Source organism: Leptospira perolatii, from assembly GCF_002811875.1.
Taxonomy (GTDB): domain Bacteria; phylum Spirochaetota; class Leptospiria; order Leptospirales; family Leptospiraceae; genus Leptospira_B; species Leptospira_B perolatii.
In genome coordinates this window covers 45127-68488 of record NZ_NPDZ01000013.1, presented here as the reverse complement: position 1 = coordinate 68488, position 23362 = coordinate 45127, and the positions used below count along the sequence as shown (strand labels likewise).

General features: G+C 42.8%; 23 protein-coding genes. 12 read left to right on the top strand and 11 right to left on the bottom strand.

What is annotated here, in order from left to right:
- Nucleotides 1-213: 213 nt before the first annotated feature.
- From CH373_RS16190 to pdhA, 6 genes are all read right to left on the bottom strand, one after another.
- Complete coding sequence (locus tag CH373_RS16190) at nucleotides 214-645, bottom strand: hypothetical protein (RefSeq protein ID WP_125170048.1); 432 nt, start codon at nucleotides 643-645, stop codon at nucleotides 214-216.
- The gene (locus CH373_RS16185; RefSeq protein WP_100715147.1) at nucleotides 621-1031 is read right to left on the bottom strand and encodes a hypothetical protein; all 411 of its coding nucleotides are present in this window, start codon (nucleotides 1029-1031) and stop codon (nucleotides 621-623) included. The genes CH373_RS16190 and CH373_RS16185 overlap by 25 nt, the downstream gene beginning before the upstream one ends.
- 333 nt (nucleotides 1032-1364) lie before the next feature.
- On the bottom strand, nucleotides 1365-2375 hold the full coding sequence (gene fliG, locus CH373_RS16180) for a flagellar motor switch protein FliG (RefSeq protein ID WP_100715145.1): 1011 nt from the start codon (nucleotides 2373-2375) through the stop codon (nucleotides 1365-1367).
- A 59-nt stretch (nucleotides 2376-2434) separates the two neighbouring features.
- Nucleotides 2435-3829, bottom strand: a complete 1395-nt coding sequence (locus CH373_RS16175) for a dihydrolipoamide acetyltransferase family protein (protein ID WP_100715143.1) — start codon at nucleotides 3827-3829, stop codon at nucleotides 2435-2437.
- Nucleotides 3830-3833: 4 nt separating this feature from the next.
- Nucleotides 3834-4808, bottom strand: a complete 975-nt coding sequence (locus CH373_RS16170) for a pyruvate dehydrogenase complex E1 component subunit beta (RefSeq protein WP_100715142.1) — start codon at nucleotides 4806-4808, stop codon at nucleotides 3834-3836.
- Nucleotides 4808-5788: a pyruvate dehydrogenase (acetyl-transferring) E1 component subunit alpha gene (gene pdhA / locus CH373_RS16165; protein ID WP_100715155.1), complete on the bottom strand. Its 981-nt coding sequence runs from the start codon at nucleotides 5786-5788 to the stop codon at nucleotides 4808-4810. Before pdhA ends, CH373_RS16170 begins: the two co-directional genes overlap by 1 nt.
- Nucleotides 5789-6256: 468 nt before the next feature.
- Between pdhA and CH373_RS16155 the strand changes: the two genes are divergently transcribed.
- On the top strand, nucleotides 6257-7102 hold the full coding sequence (locus tag CH373_RS16155; protein WP_100715139.1) for a flagellin N-terminal helical domain-containing protein: 846 nt from the start codon (nucleotides 6257-6259) through the stop codon (nucleotides 7100-7102).
- On the opposite strand, the gene CH373_RS16150 is transcribed toward CH373_RS16155, so the two are convergent.
- Nucleotides 7087-7392 (bottom strand): hypothetical protein, encoded by a 306-nt coding sequence (locus tag CH373_RS16150; protein ID WP_100715137.1) that lies wholly within the window; start codon nucleotides 7390-7392, stop codon nucleotides 7087-7089. The genes CH373_RS16155 and CH373_RS16150 overlap by 16 nt on opposite strands.
- Nucleotides 7393-7496: 104 nt before the next feature.
- Between CH373_RS16150 and CH373_RS16145 the strand changes: the two genes are divergently transcribed.
- From CH373_RS16145 to CH373_RS16135, 3 genes are all read left to right on the top strand, one after another.
- The gene (locus tag CH373_RS16145; protein ID WP_100715135.1) at nucleotides 7497-8345 is read left to right on the top strand and encodes a flagellin N-terminal helical domain-containing protein; all 849 of its coding nucleotides are present in this window, start codon (nucleotides 7497-7499) and stop codon (nucleotides 8343-8345) included.
- A 292-nt stretch (nucleotides 8346-8637) separates the two neighbouring features.
- Nucleotides 8638-8883, top strand: a complete 246-nt coding sequence (locus CH373_RS16140; protein WP_100715134.1) for a type II toxin-antitoxin system Phd/YefM family antitoxin — start codon at nucleotides 8638-8640, stop codon at nucleotides 8881-8883.
- Complete coding sequence (locus CH373_RS16135) at nucleotides 8880-9266, top strand: type II toxin-antitoxin system VapC family toxin (RefSeq protein ID WP_165778858.1); 387 nt, start codon at nucleotides 8880-8882, stop codon at nucleotides 9264-9266. Before CH373_RS16140 ends, CH373_RS16135 begins: the two co-directional genes overlap by 4 nt.
- A gap of 16 nt (nucleotides 9267-9282) precedes the next feature.
- On the opposite strand, the gene CH373_RS16130 is transcribed toward CH373_RS16135, so the two are convergent.
- Nucleotides 9283-11238: a CASTOR/POLLUX-related putative ion channel gene (locus tag CH373_RS16130; protein WP_243393445.1), complete on the bottom strand. Its 1956-nt coding sequence runs from the start codon at nucleotides 11236-11238 to the stop codon at nucleotides 9283-9285.
- A gap of 529 nt (nucleotides 11239-11767) precedes the next feature.
- Between CH373_RS16130 and CH373_RS16120 the strand changes: the two genes are divergently transcribed.
- From CH373_RS16120 to CH373_RS16110, 3 genes are all read left to right on the top strand, one after another.
- Nucleotides 11768-13054: a CmpA/NrtA family ABC transporter substrate-binding protein gene (locus tag CH373_RS16120; protein ID WP_100715130.1), complete on the top strand. Its 1287-nt coding sequence runs from the start codon at nucleotides 11768-11770 to the stop codon at nucleotides 13052-13054.
- 67 nt (nucleotides 13055-13121) lie between these two features.
- Nucleotides 13122-14030 (top strand): nitrate ABC transporter permease, encoded by a 909-nt coding sequence (ntrB, locus tag CH373_RS16115; protein ID WP_100715129.1) that lies wholly within the window; start codon nucleotides 13122-13124, stop codon nucleotides 14028-14030.
- A 33-nt stretch (nucleotides 14031-14063) separates the two neighbouring features.
- A complete protein-coding gene (locus CH373_RS16110; RefSeq protein WP_100715128.1) occupies nucleotides 14064-14870 on the top strand; it encodes an ABC transporter ATP-binding protein in 807 nt (268 codons plus the stop codon).
- 353 nt (nucleotides 14871-15223) lie between these two features.
- Here CH373_RS16110 and CH373_RS16105 read toward each other — a convergent pair whose 3' ends face one another.
- Nucleotides 15224-16144, bottom strand: coding sequence for a lipase family alpha/beta hydrolase (locus CH373_RS16105; protein ID WP_100715127.1), 921 nt, complete (start codon nucleotides 16142-16144; stop codon nucleotides 15224-15226).
- Nucleotides 16145-16718: 574 nt separating this feature from the next.
- On the opposite strand from CH373_RS16105, the gene CH373_RS16100 reads away from it, so the two are divergent.
- Nucleotides 16719-17609: a hypothetical protein gene (locus CH373_RS16100; protein WP_125170047.1), complete on the top strand. Its 891-nt coding sequence runs from the start codon at nucleotides 16719-16721 to the stop codon at nucleotides 17607-17609.
- 341 nt (nucleotides 17610-17950) lie between these two features.
- On the top strand, nucleotides 17951-18262 hold the full coding sequence (locus tag CH373_RS18590) for a hypothetical protein (protein ID WP_125170046.1): 312 nt from the start codon (nucleotides 17951-17953) through the stop codon (nucleotides 18260-18262).
- A gap of 140 nt (nucleotides 18263-18402) precedes the next feature.
- Here CH373_RS18590 and CH373_RS16090 read toward each other — a convergent pair whose 3' ends face one another.
- Both CH373_RS16090 and CH373_RS16085 read right to left on the bottom strand, forming a co-directional pair.
- The gene (locus CH373_RS16090; protein ID WP_100715124.1) at nucleotides 18403-19053 is read right to left on the bottom strand and encodes a DUF2461 domain-containing protein; all 651 of its coding nucleotides are present in this window, start codon (nucleotides 19051-19053) and stop codon (nucleotides 18403-18405) included.
- 87 nt (nucleotides 19054-19140) lie between these two features.
- Entirely contained in the window at nucleotides 19141-20376 is a 1236-nt protein-coding gene (locus tag CH373_RS16085) for a lipoprotein LipL46 (protein ID WP_100715123.1), read from the bottom strand.
- 66 nt (nucleotides 20377-20442) lie between these two features.
- Here CH373_RS16085 and CH373_RS16080 point away from each other — a divergent pair, with 66 nt between their 5' ends.
- Genes CH373_RS16080 through CH373_RS16070 form a run of 3 tightly spaced genes read left to right on the top strand, consistent with a single transcriptional unit; the run spans nucleotide 20443 to nucleotide 23335 of the window.
- Nucleotides 20443-21705 carry an exo-beta-N-acetylmuramidase NamZ family protein gene (locus tag CH373_RS16080; RefSeq protein ID WP_100715122.1) on the top strand — a complete coding sequence of 421 codons (1263 nt, stop codon included), beginning with the start codon at nucleotides 20443-20445 and terminating at the stop codon, nucleotides 21703-21705.
- Nucleotides 21706-21758: 53 nt separating this feature from the next.
- On the top strand, nucleotides 21759-22481 hold the full coding sequence (locus CH373_RS16075; protein ID WP_100715121.1) for an LIC_11883 family protein: 723 nt from the start codon (nucleotides 21759-21761) through the stop codon (nucleotides 22479-22481).
- Nucleotides 22478-23335: a DUF2797 domain-containing protein gene (locus CH373_RS16070; protein ID WP_100715120.1), complete on the top strand. Its 858-nt coding sequence runs from the start codon at nucleotides 22478-22480 to the stop codon at nucleotides 23333-23335. The genes CH373_RS16075 and CH373_RS16070 overlap by 4 nt, the downstream gene beginning before the upstream one ends.
- The last annotated feature ends 27 nt before the right edge of the window (nucleotides 23336-23362 follow it).

Here is a 23362-nt window from a genome sequence, read left to right as displayed (position 1 = left end):
AAAAAGGTTAATTCAACAACCAAAAGTGTAACCCATGTCTCCGGTTTAAAGTGTTACCTATGTTCCCGGTTCTTCACTTTCTTGGGTGGGGGGCTGGTGCGGTGGTACACGCCTGCCGCTCTGTCTCTATTTCAGAAGATTTGAGTTTTGACAAATCTTTTTAAAGCCTCTGAATGTTGTAGGAGGTCCTACATGCAAGCTAAATGCAAATTATCAGCCCACTTTTCCGAACTGCTGATAATCCGTGAGGAGTAAAAAGAAAATGTAACCATCTACTTTTACTGGATAGATTAGTTTGTAAAAGTCATCCTCTACTTGAAAATAAGCAGGCAATTCCTTCTTTTGTTCAAGGACCGAATGTATAAATTTTCTTTCTTCCCGAGTAGATGCGTAAATGAAATCAAACGTATTAAATGATTCATCGTTTTTTGTCTCAACATAATCGCCAAAGGAAATAAGAACCTGTTTGGAGTTAAGATTGATTCGATGAATAATGGTCACATATGGAAATTCTGCGTTTGCTCTGCTTATAATTTTCAATATTTTGGCGGCTTTTATTTCGTAAGATCGATCAAATTTCCTAGATGCTAAAGACTCAATTTCCTTCCTATACTCCAGCACTAGTTTAGCAGCGTCTCGCTCCAATAGATTTCTTTTTTGTTTAGAGTGAGATAATCCCCCAAAAAAAGAAAGCTGACCAAAAGGCTTGGAAGAAGAAACACGGATCCGTAATATGTGTATCTTTGTTTCTGGATGTTTTGTTTGAGAACATCTTTATCCTTCACAGATTCGCCGACTTTGATAGAGTCCGCGATGATTGTTAAGTTTGTAAGGATGTTTAATAAGAAACAGCCGATGATTATAACTGAAATTCCTAAGACACTGATCAAGAAAAGTTCAGTAAGCCTTTGCTTAAAGACCTTTAAGCCAAATCCAGTAATAACAATAAAAACTATGCTCCAATAATATAGCGCAAGCAATCCCGCTACTATGAATTTGTGAGACAAATTTCGGAGAAATTCCAGATTCATGCTAGTTCCCTCGTAAAGACTAAGCGTCCTAAGATTCTCTATGTTTTTTTCCAGAGCTAGGAGTATAGGATGGTTTACCTTAAATCGGAAAGGGTTTCAAGTTCGGAGGTAAGTGGTTTATGCCCAAAATTTAAGACTCTGTTCTAATATTCGGTAAAAGAACAGATTTCGAAGCTATCTACGCAGGTTTGATACGATTATACGATTTCAGAATTCAAAAAAGTTTGGGAATTGAATTCTAAGCTGCGACTTTCAAGAAGTAAGAACTCAGAATAGTAAAATCTACGAATCTAGGAAAATTATAAAGCTTTCTAGATTCCGATTTTAAACGATTCAGATATAATCTTCAGAATCTTTCTTTAATATAATAGATCCTTCTTCTTCCAAATCCCTTAGCACAGCCAAAATCTGATTTCTGGCTTCGGTGATCTCTTTTAGAGTCACTTTTCCTCTCAGCTCCATTGATTCTAAAATGTCATTGGCTCTGTTTTTGGATAAGGCTTCGAAGAAATGAGTGCGAATTTCTTCTCCCGCTCCTCGGAGAGCTGTCGAAATCAGATCATCGCTTCCTAGTCTGTTGATCAGTACTCTCATTTCTTTAGAATTCATTAATAGAACATCTTCAAAAGTATAGAGTTTTTCTCTGACCTGTGAAGCGAGTTCCGGAGAATGTTCTTCCAATTCTTTTAGAATTGTATCTTCCAAAGATTTGTCCATGTAATTTAGGATATTTGCAAGCGCTTCTGCACCACCAGCTTCACTAAGTTCGGACTTATCCCTGTGCTCATACTTTTTCTTTAATACTCTTGCGATTTGACGAATCGCGTCCGGATGAGTTTTCGTAGTGTTTGCAAGTTTTACTGCGACTTTAGACTGCAGTTCTTTGGGTAAAAACTTTAGAGTCTCCGCGGCTTTCTTCGGGTTTAAAAAAGCTAAAGTGACAGCGATTGTCTGAGGATGCTCCGGTAAAAGGAGTTGGGCGAGTGTTTGGGGCTCGGCATCGTTCAAAAACGAAAAATCCTCTTCAGTGTCCTTTCTATCAAGTTTTCCTAAAATAGACTCGGATCTTTCTTTTCCGATCGATTGATAAAGTAGCTCTCTTGCGGTGTCGATTCCACCTCTGGACTCTCCGGAGAGCTCCTTTAGTGAATCTTGGAAATCCAAAAGCACTTCTTCTTTTTCTTCTTTAGAAATACTTCGAATTTTCGCCATCTCTTGCACTACTTCTTCGATTAGCTTTTCATCCAATTGAGATAGTGCTTTTGCTGCGGATTCCTTGTCTAAGGACAACAATAGCAAGGCAGCTTTTTTTACTTTTTGCGTACGGTTTGATTCTTTTTCCACGAACTAAATGATGAGTTTTGAAATCGGCATCTGAAATCTTCGGTCTTTGACTTTTTTGCCTACGCTAAAAGTCTGAGCGGATGTTCGATCAATTCTCGCAGAACTGCTAACCAGGCCGCTCCCACCGCACCATCTACGACCCTGTGATCGCAGGAAAGGCAGACGGTCAAGGTTTTACCTGGCACAATGGATCCCGAAACCAAGACAGGTTTTTCTACCACAGCTCCTATAGCCAGAATAGCAGCTTCGGGCTCGTTGATGACTGCTGCAAACTTATCGATTCCGTACATCCCTAAGTTAGAGACCGTAAATGTACCGTTTGAATACTCTTCCGGCTTGAGTTTTCTCTCTCTCGCTCGGGAGGCAAGTTCTTTTACTGTCCTGCTAATTTCTAAAACTCCAATTCTATCTGCATTTCTGACGTAAGGAGTGATCAAACCGCCTTCGATAGAAACAGCTACTCCGATATCTACTCTGCCGTGTCTTAGAATATGGTCTTCTCGCCAGGAGGAATTCACTTGTGGAACCTCTAAAAGGGCGAGAGCCGAAGCGCGGATTAGAAAGTCATTTATGCTTACTTTGATTTCATCTTTGCCACTCTTTAGGTCTGAGTTGAACTGCTCTCTGAGGTTAGAAAGGGGAAGGGCATTGATTTCTGCTTCCAAATAAAAATGAGGCTGGTGAGTCTTTGCGTGCACCAATCTATTGGCGATTGTACTTCTCATTCCGGAGATTGGGAGTTTTTCTTCCCTGAGAATCGGAGCAATAGTGCTAGAAGATCTTCCTGGAACTAACTGAGATTTCGAAGCTTCGATATCCCTTTTTAGGATCCTGCCTTGGGGACCAGTGCCTGAGATTTTCGCAAGGTCAACTCCGGATTCGGTCGCCAAACGTTTGGCCAAGGGAGAAGCTTTGATTCTACCTTCTTGTGCGCTCTGAGTGAGTCCTTGGCTTCCCAAATTCATCTGGTGCTGCTTTGGACCATCAGAAGTTAAGAAGCTTCCTGATGTTTCTATGTCTGGTCGCATAGAATGCGCTGGTTCCATATTTGCAGGAGAAGATTTAGTTTCGGAGATCGATTTCTTTTCCGAAACAGAAGACGCAAACGCGGAACTAGGTGATGTTTCGGTTTTAGCAGAATTTCCTTCAGAGGAAGATTGCTGCACAACCGGAGTTCTAGACTTTGCTTCTTCCAGAAGCGAGGCGATGTCTTCTCCCGCTTTACCGATTACTGCAACAGGACCTCCTACAGGAATCTTAGAACCTTCCGGAGCGATAATTTCTAGGAGTACTCCGGAATCGAATGCTTCCATTTCCATTACTGCCTTGTCGGTTTCTACTTCTGCAATAGATTCCCCCGGATTTACAGAGTCTCCTTTCTTTTTCAGCCATCGAATGAGGATTCCCTCGGACATGGTCGGACTCAGTTGGGTCATTTCAGCGATTTTTGCCATAAGATTAGGATAACATCTCTCTTGCTTTCGCGATGATTTTGTCTTCACTTGGTAAAGAAGCTTTTTCTAAATTTGCTGCATAAGGCATGGGGACATCCTCTTGCGTGACTCTTTCTACCGGTGCATCTAAATCGTCGAATGCTTCCTTTTGAATAAGATAGGCGATCTGAGCTCCGAATCCTGCTACGTTCCAGCCTTCTTCTACCACCAGAGCACGATTTGTTTTGCGCACCGATTTTAAGATAGTGTCCAGGTCCAAAGGTCGGATCGATCGAATATCTATTATTTCCACAGAAATTCCTTCTTTCGCAAGTTTTTCTGCCGCAGGAATCACGTACATAAGTGCTCTAGACCAGCTAATAATTGTTAGGTGCGTTCCTTCTCTTTTGATATCAGCTTTCCCTAATGGAATGGAGAACTCTCCATCTCTAACTTCTCCTTTTGTTCCGTAGAGAACTTCGCTTTCGATAAAAATAACCGGGTTATTGTCCTTGATAGAAGTCTTGAGCAATCCGTACGCGTCCGAAGGAGAGTAGGGCGCTACTACTTTCAAGCCTGGCACATGTGCGTACCAACTTTCAAAGGATTGAGAATGTTGTGCAGCCAGTCTACCTCCCGCACCTCCTGCGCCTCTGAATACGATCGGAATCGGAAATTGTCCGGCGCTCATATAATTCATCTTTGCAGCGGAATTGATGATTTGATCGATTGCGACTAGAGAAAAATTCCATGTCATGAATTCTATGATAGGTCTGAGACCGACCATAGCTGCTCCTATCCCTACACCAGCAAAGCCGTTTTCCGAAATCGGAGTATCTATCACTCTTTTTTCTCCGTATTTTGCCAACATGCCTTGAGAAACTTTGTAAGCTCCCTCGTAGTGCCCAACCTCTTCTCCCATGAGAAAGATATTCTGGTCCTTGTCCATTTCTTCGCACATCGCACGGTTTAGGGCTTCGCGATACGTTAGTACAGCCATTATGCATTCTCCGCATAGACGTATTTGTACAGCCAGCCTAACGGAGGCTCTTCGCTCTTTTCTGCAAATACAACAGCTTCATCGACTGTTTTCTGGATATCATTATCAAGTTTTTCTAATTCATCGATTCCCCAGCCTGCTGTGTTCAGATCTCTTTGGGCTCGAATTAAAGGATCTCCTTGTTTATATCTTTCTAATTCTTCTTTGGTTCTGTATTTGGCAGGATCTGACATGGAGTGACCGCGAAATCGGTACGTGGAAATTTCCATGAGTGTAGGGCCTTCTCCTCTCCGGGCTCTGTCCACGGCGACCTGCACGTGATCTCTCACTTTACGTACTTCGTCCCCTTCAATATGGTCCCTAGCGATATCGTAAGCAGTAGCTCTCACGGATACGTCCTTTACCGAGAGTGCCCGATATTCAGGAGTTCCCATCGCATAATGATTGTTTTCGCAGATCATGACCAGAGGAAGTTTCCAGATCGCGGCTAGATTCATACCTTCATGGAACGATCCGATATTCGCGGCTCCTTCTCCAAAGAAACAGAGAGTGACTGAATCATCTCCTCTATATTTGGAAGCATAGGCAATCCCAGCAGCGAGTGAGATGTGTCCTCCGACGATTCCATGGCCGCCCATGAAGTTCTTTTCTTTATCAAAAAAATGCATAGAGCCGCCGTAACCCTTAGCAACACCGGTTCTTTTTCCGAAGAGTTCTGACATTAGTGCTTTCGGATCCAGACCTCTGGTCAATGCGTGACCGTGGTCCCTGTAAGTGGACACAACATAGTCTTTGTCCTGTAAGGCGGAAATTGCCCCAACGCCTACTGCTTCTTGTCCTATGTACAAGTGGCAGAATCCTCCGATCTTTCCCATGCTGTATGCTTTTGCGGAAGCTTCCTCAAATCGGCGGATTAACAGCATTTTATGATAGAGTTCGTAGAGGTCCTTGGTGTCGTTTTTTGTTTTTGGATTGTTCATGTCGTTCGTAGATATAGACGGAAGGAATTGTCGATGCCAACTTAGAATCACAAAGTATAAAGTTTCGACAGGGAAGGGCAAACCGATTTCTGCCTGTCCCATTTTAAAAAAAAGCAAAGGAAGCGGAAAAATTGCTTAGGGAATTTTCGGAAACGATCGAAGTCTTAGATAAGCCTAAATAAGGCAAAAAAATTCTAAAAAAAATTCCCCCCGCCCAGATTCGATTCTCCAAAAAACAAAGAATTTCTTCAAAAAACGAAGAAAAATGGAGATATTTAAAGAATTCCTCAGAATTAATCTCAGGTCCCCTCACCACCGAAGATAAATACGAAGGAAAGCGTGAAATGGAAAGAAATTTCTGATCACGAACCTTCATTACAGATAAAAACCTAAAAGGCCAAAACCAAACCAACGCACAAGACCCCGGCACGGATGCCGGGCTCATGATCAGTTTCAAGGAGGAAACAGATGATCATTAACCACAACTTAGCCGCGATTAACTCCCACCGCGTTCTGAAGTTTCAGAACAACGAAGTGGCAAAGAATATGGAAACCTTATCCTCCGGTATGCGTATTAACCGCGCCGGTGATGACGCTTCCGGACTTGCCGTTTCTGAAAAAATGAGAACGCAGGTAAAAGGTCTAAGACAAGCGGAGCGAAACACCGAAGACGGTATGTCCCTGATCCAAACTACGGAAGGGTATCTGCAGGAAACTAACGATATCATCCAAAGGATCCGCGTACTTGCCATCCAATCGTCCAACGGAATCTACGGCGCTGAAGACCGCCAGATGATCCAAGTAGAAGTTTCGCAGCTCGTAGACGAGATCGATCGTATTTCCTCTCAAGCAGAGTTCAACAAGATGGCTCTTCTCCAAGGCGACTTCGCACGTGGATCAAGAACCGCTTCGATGTGGTTCCACATCGGCCCGAACCAGCACCAGAGGGAAAGAGTCTATATCGCTACGATGACCGCGAAGGCTTTGAATCTGATTAAGGCAGATGGCTCCCTCCTGACCCTTTCTACTGCTGAATGGGCAAACGAAGCAATCGGCCTATTGGATGACGCTCTTATGAAGATCAACAAACAAAGAGCGAACCTCGGTGCTTACTTTAACCGCCTTGAGCATGCCTCAAAAGGCTTAATGGTAGCTTACGAGAACATCCAAGCTTCAGAGTCACGGATCCGGGACGCAGATATGGCAGAAGAGACAGTTGCATTTACCAAGAACCAGATCCTGGTTCAATCTGGAACTGCAATGCTTGCTCAGGCCAACGTCAGACCTCAATCCGTTCTTCAACTACTCAGGTAGTTTGGAACACCCGGGATCGGGAGCACGACCAATGGTCGTGTTCTCGACTCTGGGACTTTGATCGAACTTCGATAGACTGAGGAGCCGCTACTTGCGGCAATCGCTGTCTTCGGATAATTCGGAAAAGGTTCGGGAGAAGGATTGGATTCAGAAGCATGCCTTCCATGAATTGAGTCTTTCTCCGGTTCCTTTTCCTCGGAAGAAATTCCGGGATTTGAACCGAGGGAGTTTCCAAGCCCAAACTCGTTGCATAAAGAATGATAATCTAACTCCAGGGAGTTATTACGCATGGCCTGTCGGGTGGTCCGACCGGGTCCATCCCGGAGCACCGGACTGACCATGTCCGGCCGACAGATAGGGAGATCTGCCGGTAACTCTCTACAAGGAGTGTAAGATGATTATCAATCACAACCTGAGCGCGGTGAATTCACACCGCACCCTCAAGTTCAACGAGTTAGCTGTGGATAAAACCATGAAGGCGCTTGCATCCGGTATGAGGATTAACTCAGCCGGTGACGACGCCTCAGGTTTGGCTGTCTCTGAAAAGCTAAGAACCCAAATCAACGGTTTGAGGCAGGCAGAGAGAAATACGGAAGACGGGATGAGTTTCATCCAGACTGCAGAAGGTTTCCTTCAGCAATCTGCGGATATCATCCAAAGAATCCGGGTTTTGGCCATCCAAACCTCGAATGGAATCTACAGCGCCGAGGACAGGCAGTTGGTCCAAGTGGAAGTATCTGCCCTAGTCGATGAGGTGGATCGGATTGCTTCTCAAGCTGAGTTCAACCGATTCAAACTTTTCGAAGGACAGTTTGCTAGAGGATCGAAAGTAGCCTCTATGTGGTTTCACATGGGACCAAATCAGAACCAACGGGAGAGGTTCTATATTGGGACAATGACCTCCCGAGCGTTGAAACTTACCAAGGCTGATGGCAAACCGATTGCGGTTTCCTCACCGGGGGAAGCGAACGATGTAATCGGCTTAGCCGATGCGGCGCTCGGAAAGATCATGAAGCAAAGAGCGGATATGGGAGCCTATTTCAATAGGCTAGAACATTCCGCAAAAGGCCTAATGGCTGCTTATGAAAATATGCAGGCATCAGAGTCTAGGATTCGGGACGCCGATATGGCGGAGGAGATGGTTACGCTAACTACTAAACAGATACTCGTGCAGAGTGGTACGGCGATGTTAGCGCAGGCAAATCTAAAACCGAATTCAGTGTTAAAGCTTCTACAGCCATAAATCCTCGGGGAAATCGGAAGCCACCGGAGCAAATGCTTCGGTGGCTTTTTTTCTATTTTTAGAATTTCTACCCTCCAAAATTCAAAAAAAAATCACGAACCCTCCTTTTTTAGGAACTGCCTCAATCGATTCATGAATTTTGGAAAACAAAATCAATTCGATAAATTCTACATCGAATTTGCCTGAGCAGGAAGGAAACTCAATCTTTTGGGAACCAATTCTGCCTTTGAAAGTTTAAGCCTTCTCAATTTGAATTGACTAAGAAGACTTAGTCGACTAGACTTAGTTTACTATGTCTGTTGACTCGATTGTCGTAAATATTCATGAAGCTAAAACGAATTTGTCAGTATTAATTCATAAAATAGAAAATGGAGAAGAAGTAGTGATAGCAAGATCAGGAAAGCCAGTGGCAAAATTGATTCCGTACACGCAGGAGATTCAGAAAAAACGGGAGTTGGGATTTGCAAAAGGTTCCGCCCAGATTTCCGAAAATTTCGACGAAGACATTTCCGATTTGTTTTCCGGAGGTTTGGTTTGAACTATTTGCTGGATACGAGCGTATTCCTATTTGCATGCGTTTCTCCAGAAAAACTTTCTAGCCGCCAATCCAAAATTCTGAGCGACCCAAAGAGTAATTTACTACTGAGTATTGCGAGCGTTTGGGAAATGCAGATAAAGATGCGAATCGGAAAACTTGAGGTGAAGGACGGATTGCAAGTGTTTTTAGGCCGAGCAAAAACCCAACTCGGTCTAAATTATCTTCCGATTCGAGTGGATCATATATTAGAAGAAAGTGAACTTCCTAATATTCATTCAGATCCATTCGATCGTTTGCTTTTGTCTCAAGCAAGGTTAGAAGGTGTTCCGATCATTACTTCCGATAAAATTTTTAGAAAGTATAAGGGAAACTTTGTCTTCTGAATCCGGCTTCCGAGATCTATGTCTGGTCGTCCGCCAAAACAATCAAAGAATCATTTTCCGTAAATTTGAATGTTTGAGATTTAGGAGGAATCAGATGAACTCCGTAGCCTTTTTCCTCATCTTTCTCTTCCGATGCGATTCGAATTCCAAAACAAGTTTCCCCTCTTTGCAGAGCGAGACTTACGCAATCTGCAAAACTAAGTTCTTGCGGTAATTGATTTACATAGAGAGAAAGTGGCTTCAGATAAATTTCGCTGCCTTCCGGACTGAACAGATTCTCATAAATCTGCATAATGCTAGGTTCTTGAGAGACCTGAGCCATCATCTTAGATACGAATTGGTTCGATATTAAGAAGTCTTTTACTCCTGTCTCTAAGACAATTTCCGTATTTTCCGAATTCATAATTTCCGTGATAAGTTGTGTGCTTGCTTTCGCGCCAGACTTTTCACTGTATCTTTTGAAGTATTGTCTAAAGCGAAGTAGCAAAGAAATCGTTTGCGCATCTACTTCTTCAATGTTGTCTCGGTCCTCGGCCAGGAATATAACAGAATCGTAAATTTCCGGGGTCAATTTTTCCAGAACCGATTCCTGGAAGAAATCCGCCTGAAACGAACGCAGGACAATTTCGGGATACTTTTTCTTTAACTTACTTATCTCGTTTTTGATCTCATCATCTGCTTGTTTTAGTAGTAGATCAATTGTAGAACCTGATGCCACAAACTTCGCGTATTCTTCTACGATTAGCGGACTTTTGGAGCTCCATCCAATGATGAGTTGTTTGTCCACAGGAGTAGTTCTCACTTTTTCGGTTTTTGTGAAGCTTCTTGGTGTAGCAACCGGCTTGGCCGAGAATTTAATCTTTGAATCATCCGATGCCAAAAGAATTGCTTCTTCTTCATCAGCTGGTTGATAATTGGAAGGTGGATTCAGCACGAGCTCTCCATTACTTTTCTTAAATCCCCAGGGGACAGATTCGTCAAAGCGAAAGGAAATTTCTCCGAAGTTCAGATTTTCCCAGCCGTTTTTGGGTTTGTACAAGTAGACCTCGTCTCCTTCAAAGCCAACTAGATTGGAATAGACAACTGCGAGCCCAGAGGTTCTGGAAGTTTGGACTAGTAATTTAGATAAAATTCCTCTTTCGTCCATTACACAGATATGGGGGGATAGAGAGACTGCGATCTTTCTGTTTTCGGGCAAATGTAATTCAGCTACGATTGGAGGAACTCCGGACTGCTCTCCTAGGGCAACCAAGGCCATTAGAGACTTTAAGACTTTCGCGTCTCCGATAGTTCTACTTTCTAACGAGTCCTCCGAACCAGATGGGTTCAATACCAGGACTGATTTTGCAAGTCCGGCATTTACTTTTCTTAAAGAATGCAAACTAGAAGGAGTTCCTGAGCGAGTGATCACTTTGGTAGTATTCGTATCTCCAAGGGCATCCATCAGGTAGTCGTCCATCTCTTCCTTATCTTTTTCCGAGAGTACAGCGACCACGGCTCTGGATTCGGAAGAGTTTGCTTCGATCAGTTCTCGAATAATTTCTACCACTCGAATTCCGAATCCTAAAATGATCGTATGGCCTGATTCAAGGACATCGCTTTTGCCCTTACGCAATTCTTGGATTTTCTGGTCGAATTGGTTCGTAATGAATGCTACCAAGCTCGAGAAGAGGATCAATCCAAGAAAGACTGTACTGATTCCGATCGTTTTATTTATCCAGTTGGATTCCCCGTCCTCCGCGACCGCACCAGCATCTGAAATCTGAAGAAACACCCTCCATAAAAACTCTGAGTTTCCTTGGATCGATTCGTCCGGAAGCAAGAAAGAGCCTAGAATCCTGAGCACCGATAAGAGAACGAAGGCGGTTAAGAAAAGTGTAATTAAGGCGATAAAGATGGAGGCTCCGCCTTTGGACATAAAGTTATCGAAGCGATAGCGAAGTTTATGTTTGAGTGTGTACTTGGATTTCATCAGAAAAAGGAATACGACAGTACAACCCTTACTTTTTCAAATGAAAAATATTTCCTGATAAAAACTCATGCAGTGCAATGTGATAAAGAAAGAATCAGAACGACGTTAAATAGACAGCATCGTAGTGTACTAAAAATAGGCATACTGGTAAAATTATAGAATCTTGGGATAAAGTTTCTAGCCGTAAAAGTGCTCAAGAAATTAGAACGGAGTTTAAAAAAAGTGCACAGAGAGCAAGAATCGTGCCTTTCTGTTCAAAATGCTAGAATAAAAAGCTCAGTGATTTTGAGGATTACTCCTCTGATATTAAGATGTTCCAGCGGAAACCCGATTTTGGCGCATTTCGTCCCATTTTCAGAGTTCTGGAATTTTTTCTCAGTATGGATTTTTTCTCTTAGTTTACTAAGCGCTCCACTGCTTCTAACTTCCGAAAACTCTCCAATTGACCGATTTTTTTCTAGTTTGTGAAACTTGGCACGTTCCTTGCTGAAAGGCTTATTACAAAAAAAAGCGCAGATAGGAATCAATTATGGTGCAAAAATTAAAGAGTCGGGCGATTGCATTCGCCTGTCTTTTGTTAGCTGTGTCGGGCTCCCCCGGCCTGCGAGCGGAAGACAAATTAGAAACGACTAAGGTCAAACTGGGTTACATTGCTCTAATGGACTTTGCTCCGCTTGCAATTGCGGTAGAGAAGGGTCTATTCAAGAAGTATGGAATGACCGAAGTCGAGGTGATCAAGCAAGCTTCGTGGGGAGCCACAAGAGATAACCTCGAACTCGGTTCAGAAAATGGCGGTATCGATGGGGCTCATATTCTGACTCCGATGCCGTACGCCATGACTTTGGGGCTCAATACAAAAGGGAACAAACCAGTCCCGATGTATATTCTCGCTAGATTGAATCTCAACAACCAGGGGATCTCGGTAGCGATGAAATACAAAAATATCGGAGTGAGTAAAGATAGCTCTGCTCTCAAATCAGTGGCTCTCAGGGCAAAAGAAGAGGGCAAGCCTCTTACTGTTGCAATGACCTTTCCAACTGGTACTCACAATTATTGGATTCGCTACTGGCTCGCGGCTGGTGGAATCGATCCGGATTTAGATCTGAATACGATTGTGATCCCTCCTCCTCAAATGGTTGCAAACATGAAAGTGGAAACCATGGATGCATTCTGCGTAGGAGAGCCTTGGAATCAGCAATTAGTGAATCAGAAAATCGGTTATACTGCATTGATGACCCAAGAGCTCTGGAACGACCATCCAGAGAAATCTTTATCCTTGAGAAAGGATTGGGTGGATAAAAATCCTAACTCTGCCAAGGCGCTCTTGAAAGCGGTTATGGAGGCACAGATCTGGGCTGATAAGGATGAGAACGCAGCCGAGATGGCAAAAATCCTTTCTCAGAAAAATTGGATCAATGTTCCTGAAGCTGACATACTTCCAAGATTGAAGGGGGAATTCGTTTACGGAGACGGACGAGTTCTAACCGGAAAACTTCCTAAGATGAAGTATTGGAAAAGCAATGCAAGCTTTCCTTTCAAAAGTCACGACAAATGGTTCTTAGCGGAAACAAGACGTTGGGGATTTTTACCGAATGGAATCAATTACGATAAAGTAATTAGCGAAGTAAACAGAGCTGATATTTGGAAAGCTGCTGCAGCCGAGATCGGGCAAAAAAGCGCAATCCCGGCTAGCGACTCAAGAGGAGTGGAAACATTCTTTGATGGAGTCAAGTTTGATCCGAAGGATCCTGAAGGTTACTTAGCAAAATTAAAAATTAAGAATATAGATGGGAAGAAACACTCTCTAGGAAAGTAAGTTAAAAAGATTCAAATGAAAGCGCCGGGATAAAAGCCGGTGCTTCCGTTTTGAACGGGAGATGAAAATGAGTACAGTAAAACTTGATGCAACACCTGAGGTTCAGATTTCAATAGACACAGTCTCGGCTCAGTATCCGCAATCGAAGACTTCGAGTTTCGAATTGGAATCCGTCGGAGACACGGAAAGAACGGAAAAGATTATAGAAACGTTAAAAACGATATTGTTACCAGTAATTGCGCTCTTTAGTTTCGGAGTGGCTTGGCATTTTTATTCTAAAATGCCCGATGTAAGTTTACCGGGTCCGATTCAAACCTGGGAAAATTCCTGGAATTTGGTAGCGAATCCATGGTTTGATAATGGCCCGAATGATAAGGGGTTAGGCTGGCAGTTGCTGTCTTCCTTACAAAGGGTCGCCTATGGATATGCAGGAGCGGCCTTGATCGGGATTATCTTGGGAATTTTGATTGGTAAATCTACGATCATGTTTAAGGCAGTGGATCCGATCTTCCAGGTTTTAAGAACCATTCCTCCTTTGGGCTGGTTACCGATTTCTTTGGCTACCTTTAACAAGGCTGGTCCGTCTGCGATCTTTGTGATTTTCATTACCGCGATCTGGCCTATCATCATCAATACCTCTGTAGGCATTAAGAGAATTCCCAAAGACTATGAAAACATTTCTAAGGTATATCAGATTAATGGAATCCGTTATTTCTTTAAGATTCTTTTACCTTCGGCTGCACCTTATATTTTCACTGGGCTGAGAATTGCGATCGGCATGGCTTGGTTGGCGATTGTCGCTGCTGAAATGCTTACCGGCGGAGTTGGTATCGGATTCTTTATCTGGGACTCGTGGAATAGTTCCAGATTAAGCGACTTGATCGTAGCTCTTGTGTTTGTCGGTCTCGTAGGCCTTTGCCTTGATCGAACCATGGGGTATATCGGAAGTTTCTTCGGTACTAAGTCCGACTCTTAACGTAAGGAATATCATCTTCGAGGTAGTAAAGTCATGACACAAGAAGTGAATAAGAATTTTGTACAAATCAGTAATGTTCACCAAGTTTTTGGACAAGGAAAGTCCAGATATTATGCATTAGCGGATGTAAATTTGAATATTGCCCAAGGAGAATTTATCAGCATTATCGGTCATTCCGGTTGCGGTAAATCCACTCTATTGAATATAGTCGCCGGGCTTACGACTCCAACATCCGGAAAAGTAAAAGTGGATGGGCTCACAATCACTAAGCCAAGTTTGGAAAGAGCGGTAGTCTTTCAGTCGCATTCTCTTTTACCTTGGCTGACCGTTGAGGAGAACGTCAGAATCGCGATCGATAGTGTTTACCCAGATAAGGATAAGCATTTCAGAAAGCAAGAAGCTCTGAAGTATGTGGAAATGGTCCACCTGCTCGATCACGCAAAAAAGAAACCTTCCGAAATTTCCGGGGGTATGAAACAGAGGGTAGGGATAGCAAGAGCGTTTGCAACGAATCCAAAAGTTCTGCTTTTGGACGAACCGTTCGGAGCGTTGGATGCACTTACCCGAGGAAGTATGCAGGACGAACTAAATTCAATCTGGGAGAAAAATAGAAAAACTGTCCTCATGATCACACATGATGTGGACGAGGCGATGTATCTTTCGGATAGAATTATCTTGATGTCCAATGGTCCAAAAGCGAATATTGCAAAAATCCTCGACATTCCGATTCCAAGGCCCAGGGACAGAGACTCCATGATCGATCATCCGATGTATGATCAGATCAGAAAGGAGATGCTGCACTACCTGATACATACAGGTGCACACGTTTCGGTAGCCTAATACTAGGTCTCATCGTTCATCTACTTGTTTCAAAACTTTTTCCCGATGAATCCTCGCGGATTCCTCGGGATTTTTTGTGTTTGGTGTGCAGAGAATACGGCGCTGTTAGCAGAAATATTTTAACATCCGTACGTACACTTTCGTCAAACCGGCTTTTTACTTTAGTGCAAACCGAGAGAAATTTCCAGATGTGGATTGATGAATTGAAAAATAACAAAAAGAAAACCGCCCAATATTTCCGTGGTATTGAATCCCAGGGAAATATGAGCGGCGCAAGATTCTAAAGTTTCAGTCTCCCCATCGGTGAGTTTAGAGAGACCTAAAACTTCTCGCCGGAAGAATCCGGAAAATTGCTATTGATTGCTCTTAGCGTTACTTGCCATCTTTAGATAGTACGCATTTGTATCGTACCAGAGAGATGCTAAATACAATGCGTTTGTAGCCTCTAAGTGATCGATTCCGGTCGTTGTGATCGGAATGGAAGGACCTCCTTTCCAAGTTCCCCATTTTTGGGAAGAATCAGGTACTACTCCGTCATTTGCAATGCTCATCCCATAAAATGGAGCACCGATAGCGCAGATAGGTTGCAGCAGTCCCATCGCTGGATGCTGTATCAGATCCGGAATCGTGATCGTAGAACCGTAGGAAAAATATTTCACACCTGTCTTGTTTGGTGTAACTGCGTTAAATGCCTTGAGTCCATCCGTAGTCAAGAGCTTCAGTCCTGCAACTGCGTTCTGGGAATTATCACCGTAAACCACACCAGCTAACGTATTTACTACGGTCGCGACATATGGTAATGCCCAACTTGGGATGAGTGCAGCTACTACGTTTGCAATTGGACTTCCATAATGCGGGGTATTTACCGTAGTGATGGAAGCAACTCTAGACGCCATTCCTAGATTCGTGACCATATATCGCGCATCCAATCCACCTTGCGAATGACCAATAATATGAACTTTTCCAGTGTAATTATTTGCTGCCATCGCAGTCAGAATTTTTGTTTTTAGCTGATCAGCTCTCGAAGCACTTGAATCCAAAGCGGTTACACTTGGAGTCAAAACTGTTGCGCCTTGGGATTGCAAATAAGCGGCGTTGCCTCCCCAATAGTCGATGACTGTGGAGCCCTGTCCCCATCCAAAAATTCCATGGGCCAGTACGATTGGATAGCTTCCGCTTAATGGCTTACTAGTGGATCCTCCTCCAGAAGCATTTATTACACTTGTTATAAAAAAGCTCGCGAGTACGCAAGCAGTTCTTAGCACATTTTTCATTTTGATTTATCCTCTTCACTACTCTCATAAGAAAGTAGGCAGAAAATAATGACTCCGGATTAAGCTGCAAGGGTTAATTGAAATATAATGCAAAAGTAATCAAAAAAAATGTAATGTGTCCTGTTTCGCATATCGTACGTTCGGTATGGTCGATCCAAATTTGGTTTTTTTCTTTGGTGCGTTCGCTACAGAAAATCTGAAGTTTGGGCGGAGTTTTGCGGAAAACGGAGGCTTGTCGCAGCCAGGAATAAATATGAATTGGTGCTCATTTTCTGCATAAATTATAATTTTATGTTATTCTAAAGTTATGAGTTTTGGCTTCTTTCGGATGGAAATCGGAAAAGTAGGTCAAGCTTTCTTCTTTTCTGGGGTTTTGTTTTCACGAGCACAGTATTTTTTCAGCGTCTTTCTGCCAGAAACAGATTTCAGCTAGAATCGAAGAAGGGTTCAAATTCTGAGTGAACCGAATGATTCGAGTTTTAGGATTCTTAGGGAACCTTTCCTTCTGAGAATACAGAATTAACTTGAGTTGAATGAATTCACTGCTGCTTCTGAGATTTCAAAGGAGATTACAGTGGACGCTCAAAAATATCTAAGACGCTTTGACCAAATGGTTTCAGAATTGAAAAAGACAGAGGAGGTAAATGTCTTTACCTACCATCTCGCTCCGCCTGAACTAGGTATTGTGGAGGAGATGGAAAGGTACCTTGGATTTTCTCTGGATGCCTCGATTCGAAACTTCTTCACCGACTGCGGCGGAATCCAACTGCGCTGGCATCATCGAGAAAACGAATATTTCCAAAACGATTATCTAAAAGATCAGGATGAAAATGCACTTTTAGAGTCGAATCCTTTACCTTGGGAGCACAGCCAAGCCTGTGGCACGGTCCACGAAGGGTGGTGGGAGAATGAAATCGGACCGGGAGGGGATCACGGCGAGGACGGAAAGATCATGATTGGTCCGCTGAGTTTGATGACAAAGAAAATCGATTACAGTATTCTATGCGGCGAAGGGCCGGAAGCATTCGAGGAAACCGAAACGACTTTAGGAAATACTGGGCAATCATTCAAGGAAGCCTTTTTTAGAACGCATTTAAGATTCTTGGATTGGTTTTCAAGCTATTACCAAATGGCATTCTTTACCGGAAATCAAAATCCAAATCTGGAAGTTGTTCTAGGGAACGATTATTGTGCCTCGTTTTATGAGTGGTATGTTACAGACTTCGCATCGTATTTGGAGTTTCTGATTTACTCGAGGGGGCTGGTTCATGCCAGGCCTTGCTTTTATTCCGCAAACTCTGAAGAGTATTCAGACGGACCGGTAAAAACAGATGTAAAGTTTTTTCAGAATCTGCCCACAATTGATTTTCGAAAGCGTTCTTCTGATTTGGCGGACCTCGGACAAAGAATCTCTGAAGGAATTTTTTTCCCGGCTGCTCTGTCGGAAATTCTTCCAAAAAAATGATTTTTTGCCCGGTCCAGACCTGCCTATGCTGCCGAGGGGAACATCTGAAGCATTCGGCTGGTTCAGAGAAAAGGGCGCCTAACTGTAAATTTTCGACAGGTTCATTTAATAAATTGGATTGATAAACGTCATTGGCGTCTTGAATCCGATATTGTACGTTAGGTGATCGCCCCTGGGAGTAAACGTTTGAGTGTTACTGGATTTCCGGCTTTGTAACGTTAGGCGCTTCACTGGGGAAATTTATTACATTTAGCGAAAATGCGGCAAAAAATACCAAAAAAAATAGACAGATTTCGGCCAACTTTTAATTTGTCTGGCGAAAAGCTGGAAAAGGTTTACTTATGCAAAAAATACTATTAATGGCCGCAATTTCTCTAATCTCAATTTCTTGTTCTTCTAATGCAGAAAAAGGTGCCTCAAGAGAAGCTGCTATGCTTCTTGGAATCGTAACTTCTCCGGGAGTTGTCGCAGGGGTGGGAACATCTCCTACCGTTGATGGTATCGCAACGTCTCCTAGTGCAGAAGGAATCGCGACTTCTCCAAGCAAAGACGGAACTTCAACTTCTCCTTCGACCGAGGGGATCGGAACTTCTCCGAGTACTTTCGGAATTGGAACTTCTCCGAGCAAATTTGGGGTGGGTAGTTCTCCCTGATTTTTCTCTATTAATCCGCAAGATAAAAAAACTCCAGGTAGTTTCGTTCCTTACGAATCCTGGAGTTTTTTATTTCACTTTTGTTTTTCTTAAAATTCTGAAGTTTTTCCGCTACTTTTCCCTTTATAGAATTGTAAAGACTATTCGTTAAAATACTGATTGAAGGGTAGTAGTAGTTTGTACGAATCGGCGCACATAGTTATTAGATTCTTTGAGAGTAAGGTTGCATCCTCTAGTTTTCTTTCCACAACATAACTCGTATATTTCAAAGTTTCCGCCATAGGATGATCCTTTGCAAAACCTCGGGGAACAGTTTTCAATTTCATATCAGATAATCCGCCGAAAGTTTTCTTGAACTTGCTCTCAGAGATGAGTTTTTCCCATTTTTTGGGATCCTTCAGAATCTTGGTCCTAACTGCTTGTAGTTTTTTGGATTCGGGCATATACAAACCGCCAGCCAGAAAAGATTCGTTTCCGGGTTGTACGTGCAGATAAAAGAGAGCGCGGTCCAAGCCTTTTCCTGTTTCGCTGATCGCTGCGCCAAAGTTTGTTTTGTAAGGATCCTTGTTTTTCGAGAACCGAACATCTCTGTAGATTCTAAAAATGCATTTTTTGGGGTCTATGTGAGCCAGTGGGGGATTTAGTTTGGAAAGTTTTGCGATGAGTTCTGTGATCATTAATTCAAAGTCTTCTTTTGCGCTTTGAAATGATTCTTTGTTTTTCTCAAACCAGAGCTTATTGTTATTTTTGGCCAGAGATTTCAGGAAATCTAATGTGCTTTTTTGGAGCATAGTCGGTTCTCCGATGGGCTTTGTATAAAAAAGCCGGGATGATTATCCCGGCTCTTCTATAGATCTTCTTCGTTGTAAGTAAGGGTTCTATTTGTTGTCTTTAAACTCGAGGTTAACGATTCCTCTGCTAGTTGATTTTACTTCCATAGACTTGGAAGCTAAGAAGGAGAACCCTCTATCTTTTTTGTAAACTAACTCTTCTACAAACAAAGTGTCTTTTCCAGGGTAAGTGAGTTCCCACTCGGATCCACCTTCTGCAGAGTTACGAACGTTTACGTCCTTTACCGCAGTTAATTCTGCAAGATCGTCCTTGAATTTAGTGGCTTCATCTGCGTTCAAGCCGCTAAATCTCAGAATAATTGTATTATTTTCAGTGAGATTAAACCATTCGTCTTTGAGCTGTTTGTTTACTTTTTTAGTAACACTCTCTGCCCACTGAGCTACGGCTTTTTCTCTAGAAACCTTTTGCGTAATATCAGCCGCGCGACCATCTGCGCTACCTGAATCTACGATCTTTCCGTCTCCCCAAAGTAATACTACCTTGTAGGAACCAGTTGCAGCGGTGTTGAACAGTGGCCTGTCCAAAGCTTTGCCACCAATACTGCTTACAACAGGTTGGTCTTCGGTTTCTACATTACCGATAATTAATACTTCTGCGCCTAGGCCTTGCGCTTGGACCAAAACAGGATTTCCTTCTACGTTGTTCGGATCGACCTGCTTTTTATCCACTTTCTTAGAAGCCAAAACTGGATCGATGATCTTGTTTCCTGCTTTCTTGAGATTCTTAATGATCTCTGCCTCTGCTATATTGTTCGGAGTGAGAGGCATTACGAGCTCGCCTCCGACTTTTGCAGGAACAATCACGACTACTCTAGGATTTCCTACATCCGCGAGCAGTGATTCTACCGCAGTAGAGATTTTTGACTCTTCTACGGTGCAGCGTACGGTGAGTTTCAGGATTGGCTGAGTGTCGATTTTGCCCTCTGCCTCATCTACGATATCATAAGATTTTACGAATGCATCTGTTTTGGAGAGTAGAGAACTTCCTAAGCTTTCTCCATCCGCCGCGGAACTTTTGTTAGAGATTTCTTCTCCAACAATCTTGCGAATCGCATTGATCTTTGCATCCTTGAGAGCTCTTTGTTTTGCGTTCGTTTTGTCTCCGTTATAAATAGGAGCTTCTCCCATAACGGTGATTTGATTTCCATTACGCTCGTAGTATTCTTTCTTTTTTTTACCTCTGGTTTCTCCGGAAGCACAAGTAACGATGAATGAAATAATAAGTGTGAGGGTGGAAAACCTCAGTAGCCGTGCCAGCGCCATATCTGTCGTTTTTCTCCTTGAAGAATAGGATTCTGCTTATTTAGTGAACAAATTAGGTAATCAACCATGCAGTTTGCAAAAAGAAACAAAAAAATCCTAACTTCATTCATTTTTTTTCTGACAATCCTTTCGGATTCTTGTACCGAAGCCTCTCCTCGAAGACATATTTCAGATTCTAAGATAGTTTCCTCAGAATCAATTTTCTATTCCGAAATTCTGCCTTCGCTTTCCGGAAAAACGGTGGTTCTGGTTACGAATCCGTCCGGCATCGGACGTTATCCGGAAAAGATTTTAAGAGAATTCAAGGCGAATAAGGTAAAAATTAAGCATCTGATCGGACTGGAACACGGCTTTTTGGGCTTAGAGGAAGACTTCAGTAAAACACCTGTCACCGTAGACTCCACGTTTCAATTACCAATTTATCATATTTATCGAGTGAAGAATTCTGAAATTCCCACTTTGTTAAAGGGAACTGACGCAGTCATCTTTGATGTTCTAGACATGGGGATGAGATGTTACACCTACTTAAGCGTTCTGAAAAGATTGATGGACAGTCTTCCAGACAGAGACAAGTCGAGATTTATTGTTCTGGATCATCCGAATCCGGCACTCTATCTAGGTGCGAGAGGGGAGCAACTAGAACAGAAATTTATAAACTTTGCGGGGGAATTTCCTTCTTTGTTTATGACAGGCCTGACCATGGGTGAGGCAGCCAGATTTTATAACGGAGAATATTTGGAGAATTCCGTAAAGTTAGAAGTCATTTCTCCCAAAAACTTGCGCAGGGATTTCAATTGGGAAAAGGAAGGAATTCCTTGGACGACTCCTTCGCCGAATCTTCCGACCTTGGATTCTGCGATGAACTATCTGGGTTTAGTTCTTTTGGAAGGCGTGAATGTTTCTGTAGGCAGAGGAACACAAGCTCCGTTCGTATATTTTGGCGCTCCTTGGATGGATGAACCGGACAAAATAGTTTCTGACTTAAACGAAGGTTCTAAAGGAGAATATTATTACCAGAGCGTATTCTTCAAACCCAGTTTTGGTCCTTTCAAGGGAGAGATTTGCAGGGGATTGCGCTTAACAGTGGTAAAGCGGACTTATGATCCGATTAGAATGGCCTATCAGTTGATTGCCAGCTTAAAGAAGAACTATAAGGACTTTAAGTGGAGACAGTATCCAGACGGTACTCATAATATAGATTTTCTATGGGGTACGGAAAGGTTTAGGGAGTCGATAGACTCTGAAGTCTCTTACGAGAATTTTAAAGAATCCTTTTCTCAAGTGGAATCGCAAGAGAAACAGAAAATTAGAAAATACTTCCTGTACTAGTTGTTCTAGTAAGGTGAAGATTCGGAAGTGAGCACTGTAGCGTTCGTTACCTTATGACTAGATTTAACCTATTACGATTATGTTTTGCATTCTGCGTGTGCGTATCTTTCTGTTTCCAGCCTCTTGGTGCTGAGGAAGCGGGAGAGTGGAAAGATTATTCGTTAAACGAAGTACTCTCGCGGTTGAAATATTATGCTTTTGCGAAAATAGCTCATAGCGTACGACTTGGAGTTTCTTTTGAAAAAGATGGGCAAATCTTAGAAGAGCCTTGTACAAAAGATTTTCCTAAATTGTATGGGAACTTTAATTGTAACTTGCTCAATTTGCCTTCGTTTTCTGCAAAATCCGAAGAAAATTTGGCGGAACCAGGAAAGGGGCCTTCTAGCGCGGAAGCCGGTTTGGTAGCAGCTGAGAGTTCCGGAAAAGATTCTAAAAGCGAAACATTGACTCCGCCCAAGTTGTCGGAAAGTACAGTGACCGCGTCTTTACAAAAAAATTCTCCCAAGATAGTCGAACCTATTTCAAATTTTAGAAACGCCAAACAGTACGAAGGTGGTACTCTCGTGGGGAAACAGGTAATTTTTCTCCCCGGTCTTGGCACGAAAGGTTCCGATCTTAGTCTTTTTTATCTGGCCAATGGCAAATTGAGTCATTATTCTGCGGACGATAGAATCGTAGTTTTTGACTGGAATGGCAAATCTTTGCAAACGATTTTGGAAGTGAAAGTAGATAAAAGGTTGAGACCTTTGTCCGGTAGAGAATACTTCTTTCGATGACATCCCTCTCTCATGGATTCTTGAGAATGCTAGCGCACCAAGGATTGGATCCTGTGGAATACACTTGGTGTGTCGCGAATTATGCCAGTAATTCTTCGGAAAAACAAGAACCGAGTTTTCCAAAGCCCGAGTTTCTGATGAAGGAGCTCCTCGGTAAAAAAATAGGCCTGACTTTTTCCGGGAAGATTCGATGTGTGGATTGTGGCAAGACTACCAAAAAGAGTTTTAACCAGGGGAGTTGCTTTTCCTGCTTCCAGTCTCTCGCGCAAAATGATCTTTGCATTTTGAAACCGGAAACCTGTCATTTTCATCTGGGAACTTGCAGGGAGCCCGATTGGGGTGAGGAAAATTGTTTTATTAAACATACCGTATATCTTTCGAATACCAGCGGATTGAAAGTAGGGATTACGAAAGAAAATCCTGTTTCGAATCGATGGGTGGATCAGGGTGCTCAAGAAGCGATTGCGATGCTTGAAGTTTCTTCTCGGAGAGACGCGGGAGTGATCGAGTTCAAGTGTGCTTCCATCATGGACGACAAGACTCGCTGGCAAACCATGGTGACGACGGATTCAGTGCCTATCGACTTAGTTTCTAAAAAGAAGGAGCTACTTGCGCAAATCGAATCCTGGGATTTAGGCGTGGTTTACCAAGAAGTTCTAAATAACGAAATTACAAAAATAAAATATCCTGTATTGGGATATCCTAAGAATTCCAAATCTTTTCATCCGGAAAAAGATCCAGAGATTCATTCTAGATTGATCGGGATTAAGGGCCAGTATCTTCTTTTTGAAGACGGGGTCATCAATCTCAGAGCCTATGGCGGTTACGAAGTAGAATTATCTCTAGAATCCTGATCGACAAATTTCGCAGAATTTGGAAAC

Coding starts and splice junctions, on each gene's coding strand:
- CH373_RS16070 (WP_100715120.1), top strand. CDS start 22,478: ATGACATCCCTCTCTCATGGATTCTTGAGAATGCTAGCGCACCAAGGA.
- CH373_RS16170 (WP_100715142.1), bottom strand. CDS start 4,808: ATGGCTGTACTAACGTATCGCGAAGCCCTAAACCGTGCGATGTGCGAA.
- CH373_RS16110 (WP_100715128.1), top strand. CDS start 14,064: ATGACACAAGAAGTGAATAAGAATTTTGTACAAATCAGTAATGTTCAC.
- CH373_RS16080 (WP_100715122.1), top strand. CDS start 20,443: ATGCAGTTTGCAAAAAGAAACAAAAAAATCCTAACTTCATTCATTTTT.
- CH373_RS16105 (WP_100715127.1), bottom strand. CDS start 16,144: ATGAAAAATGTGCTAAGAACTGCTTGCGTACTCGCGAGCTTTTTTATA.
- CH373_RS16145 (WP_100715135.1), top strand. CDS start 7,497: ATGATTATCAATCACAACCTGAGCGCGGTGAATTCACACCGCACCCTC.
- CH373_RS16090 (WP_100715124.1), bottom strand. CDS start 19,053: ATGCTCCAAAAAAGCACATTAGATTTCCTGAAATCTCTGGCCAAAAAT.
- CH373_RS16175 (WP_100715143.1), bottom strand. CDS start 3,829: ATGGCAAAAATCGCTGAAATGACCCAACTGAGTCCGACCATGTCCGAG.
- CH373_RS16150 (WP_100715137.1), bottom strand. CDS start 7,392: ATGCGTAATAACTCCCTGGAGTTAGATTATCATTCTTTATGCAACGAG.
- CH373_RS18590 (WP_125170046.1), top strand. CDS start 17,951: ATGCAAAAAATACTATTAATGGCCGCAATTTCTCTAATCTCAATTTCT.
- CH373_RS16140 (WP_100715134.1), top strand. CDS start 8,638: ATGTCTGTTGACTCGATTGTCGTAAATATTCATGAAGCTAAAACGAAT.
- pdhA (WP_100715155.1), bottom strand. CDS start 5,788: ATGAACAATCCAAAAACAAAAAACGACACCAAGGACCTCTACGAACTC.
- CH373_RS16120 (WP_100715130.1), top strand. CDS start 11,768: ATGGTGCAAAAATTAAAGAGTCGGGCGATTGCATTCGCCTGTCTTTTG.
- CH373_RS16155 (WP_100715139.1), top strand. CDS start 6,257: ATGATCATTAACCACAACTTAGCCGCGATTAACTCCCACCGCGTTCTG.
- CH373_RS16085 (WP_100715123.1), bottom strand. CDS start 20,376: ATGGCGCTGGCACGGCTACTGAGGTTTTCCACCCTCACACTTATTATT.
- CH373_RS16130 (WP_243393445.1), bottom strand. CDS start 11,238: ATGAAATCCAAGTACACACTCAAACATAAACTTCGCTATCGCTTCGAT.
- ntrB (WP_100715129.1), top strand. CDS start 13,122: ATGAGTACAGTAAAACTTGATGCAACACCTGAGGTTCAGATTTCAATA.
- CH373_RS16075 (WP_100715121.1), top strand. CDS start 21,759: ATGACTAGATTTAACCTATTACGATTATGTTTTGCATTCTGCGTGTGC.
- CH373_RS16185 (WP_100715147.1), bottom strand. CDS start 1,031: ATGAATCTGGAATTTCTCCGAAATTTGTCTCACAAATTCATAGTAGCG.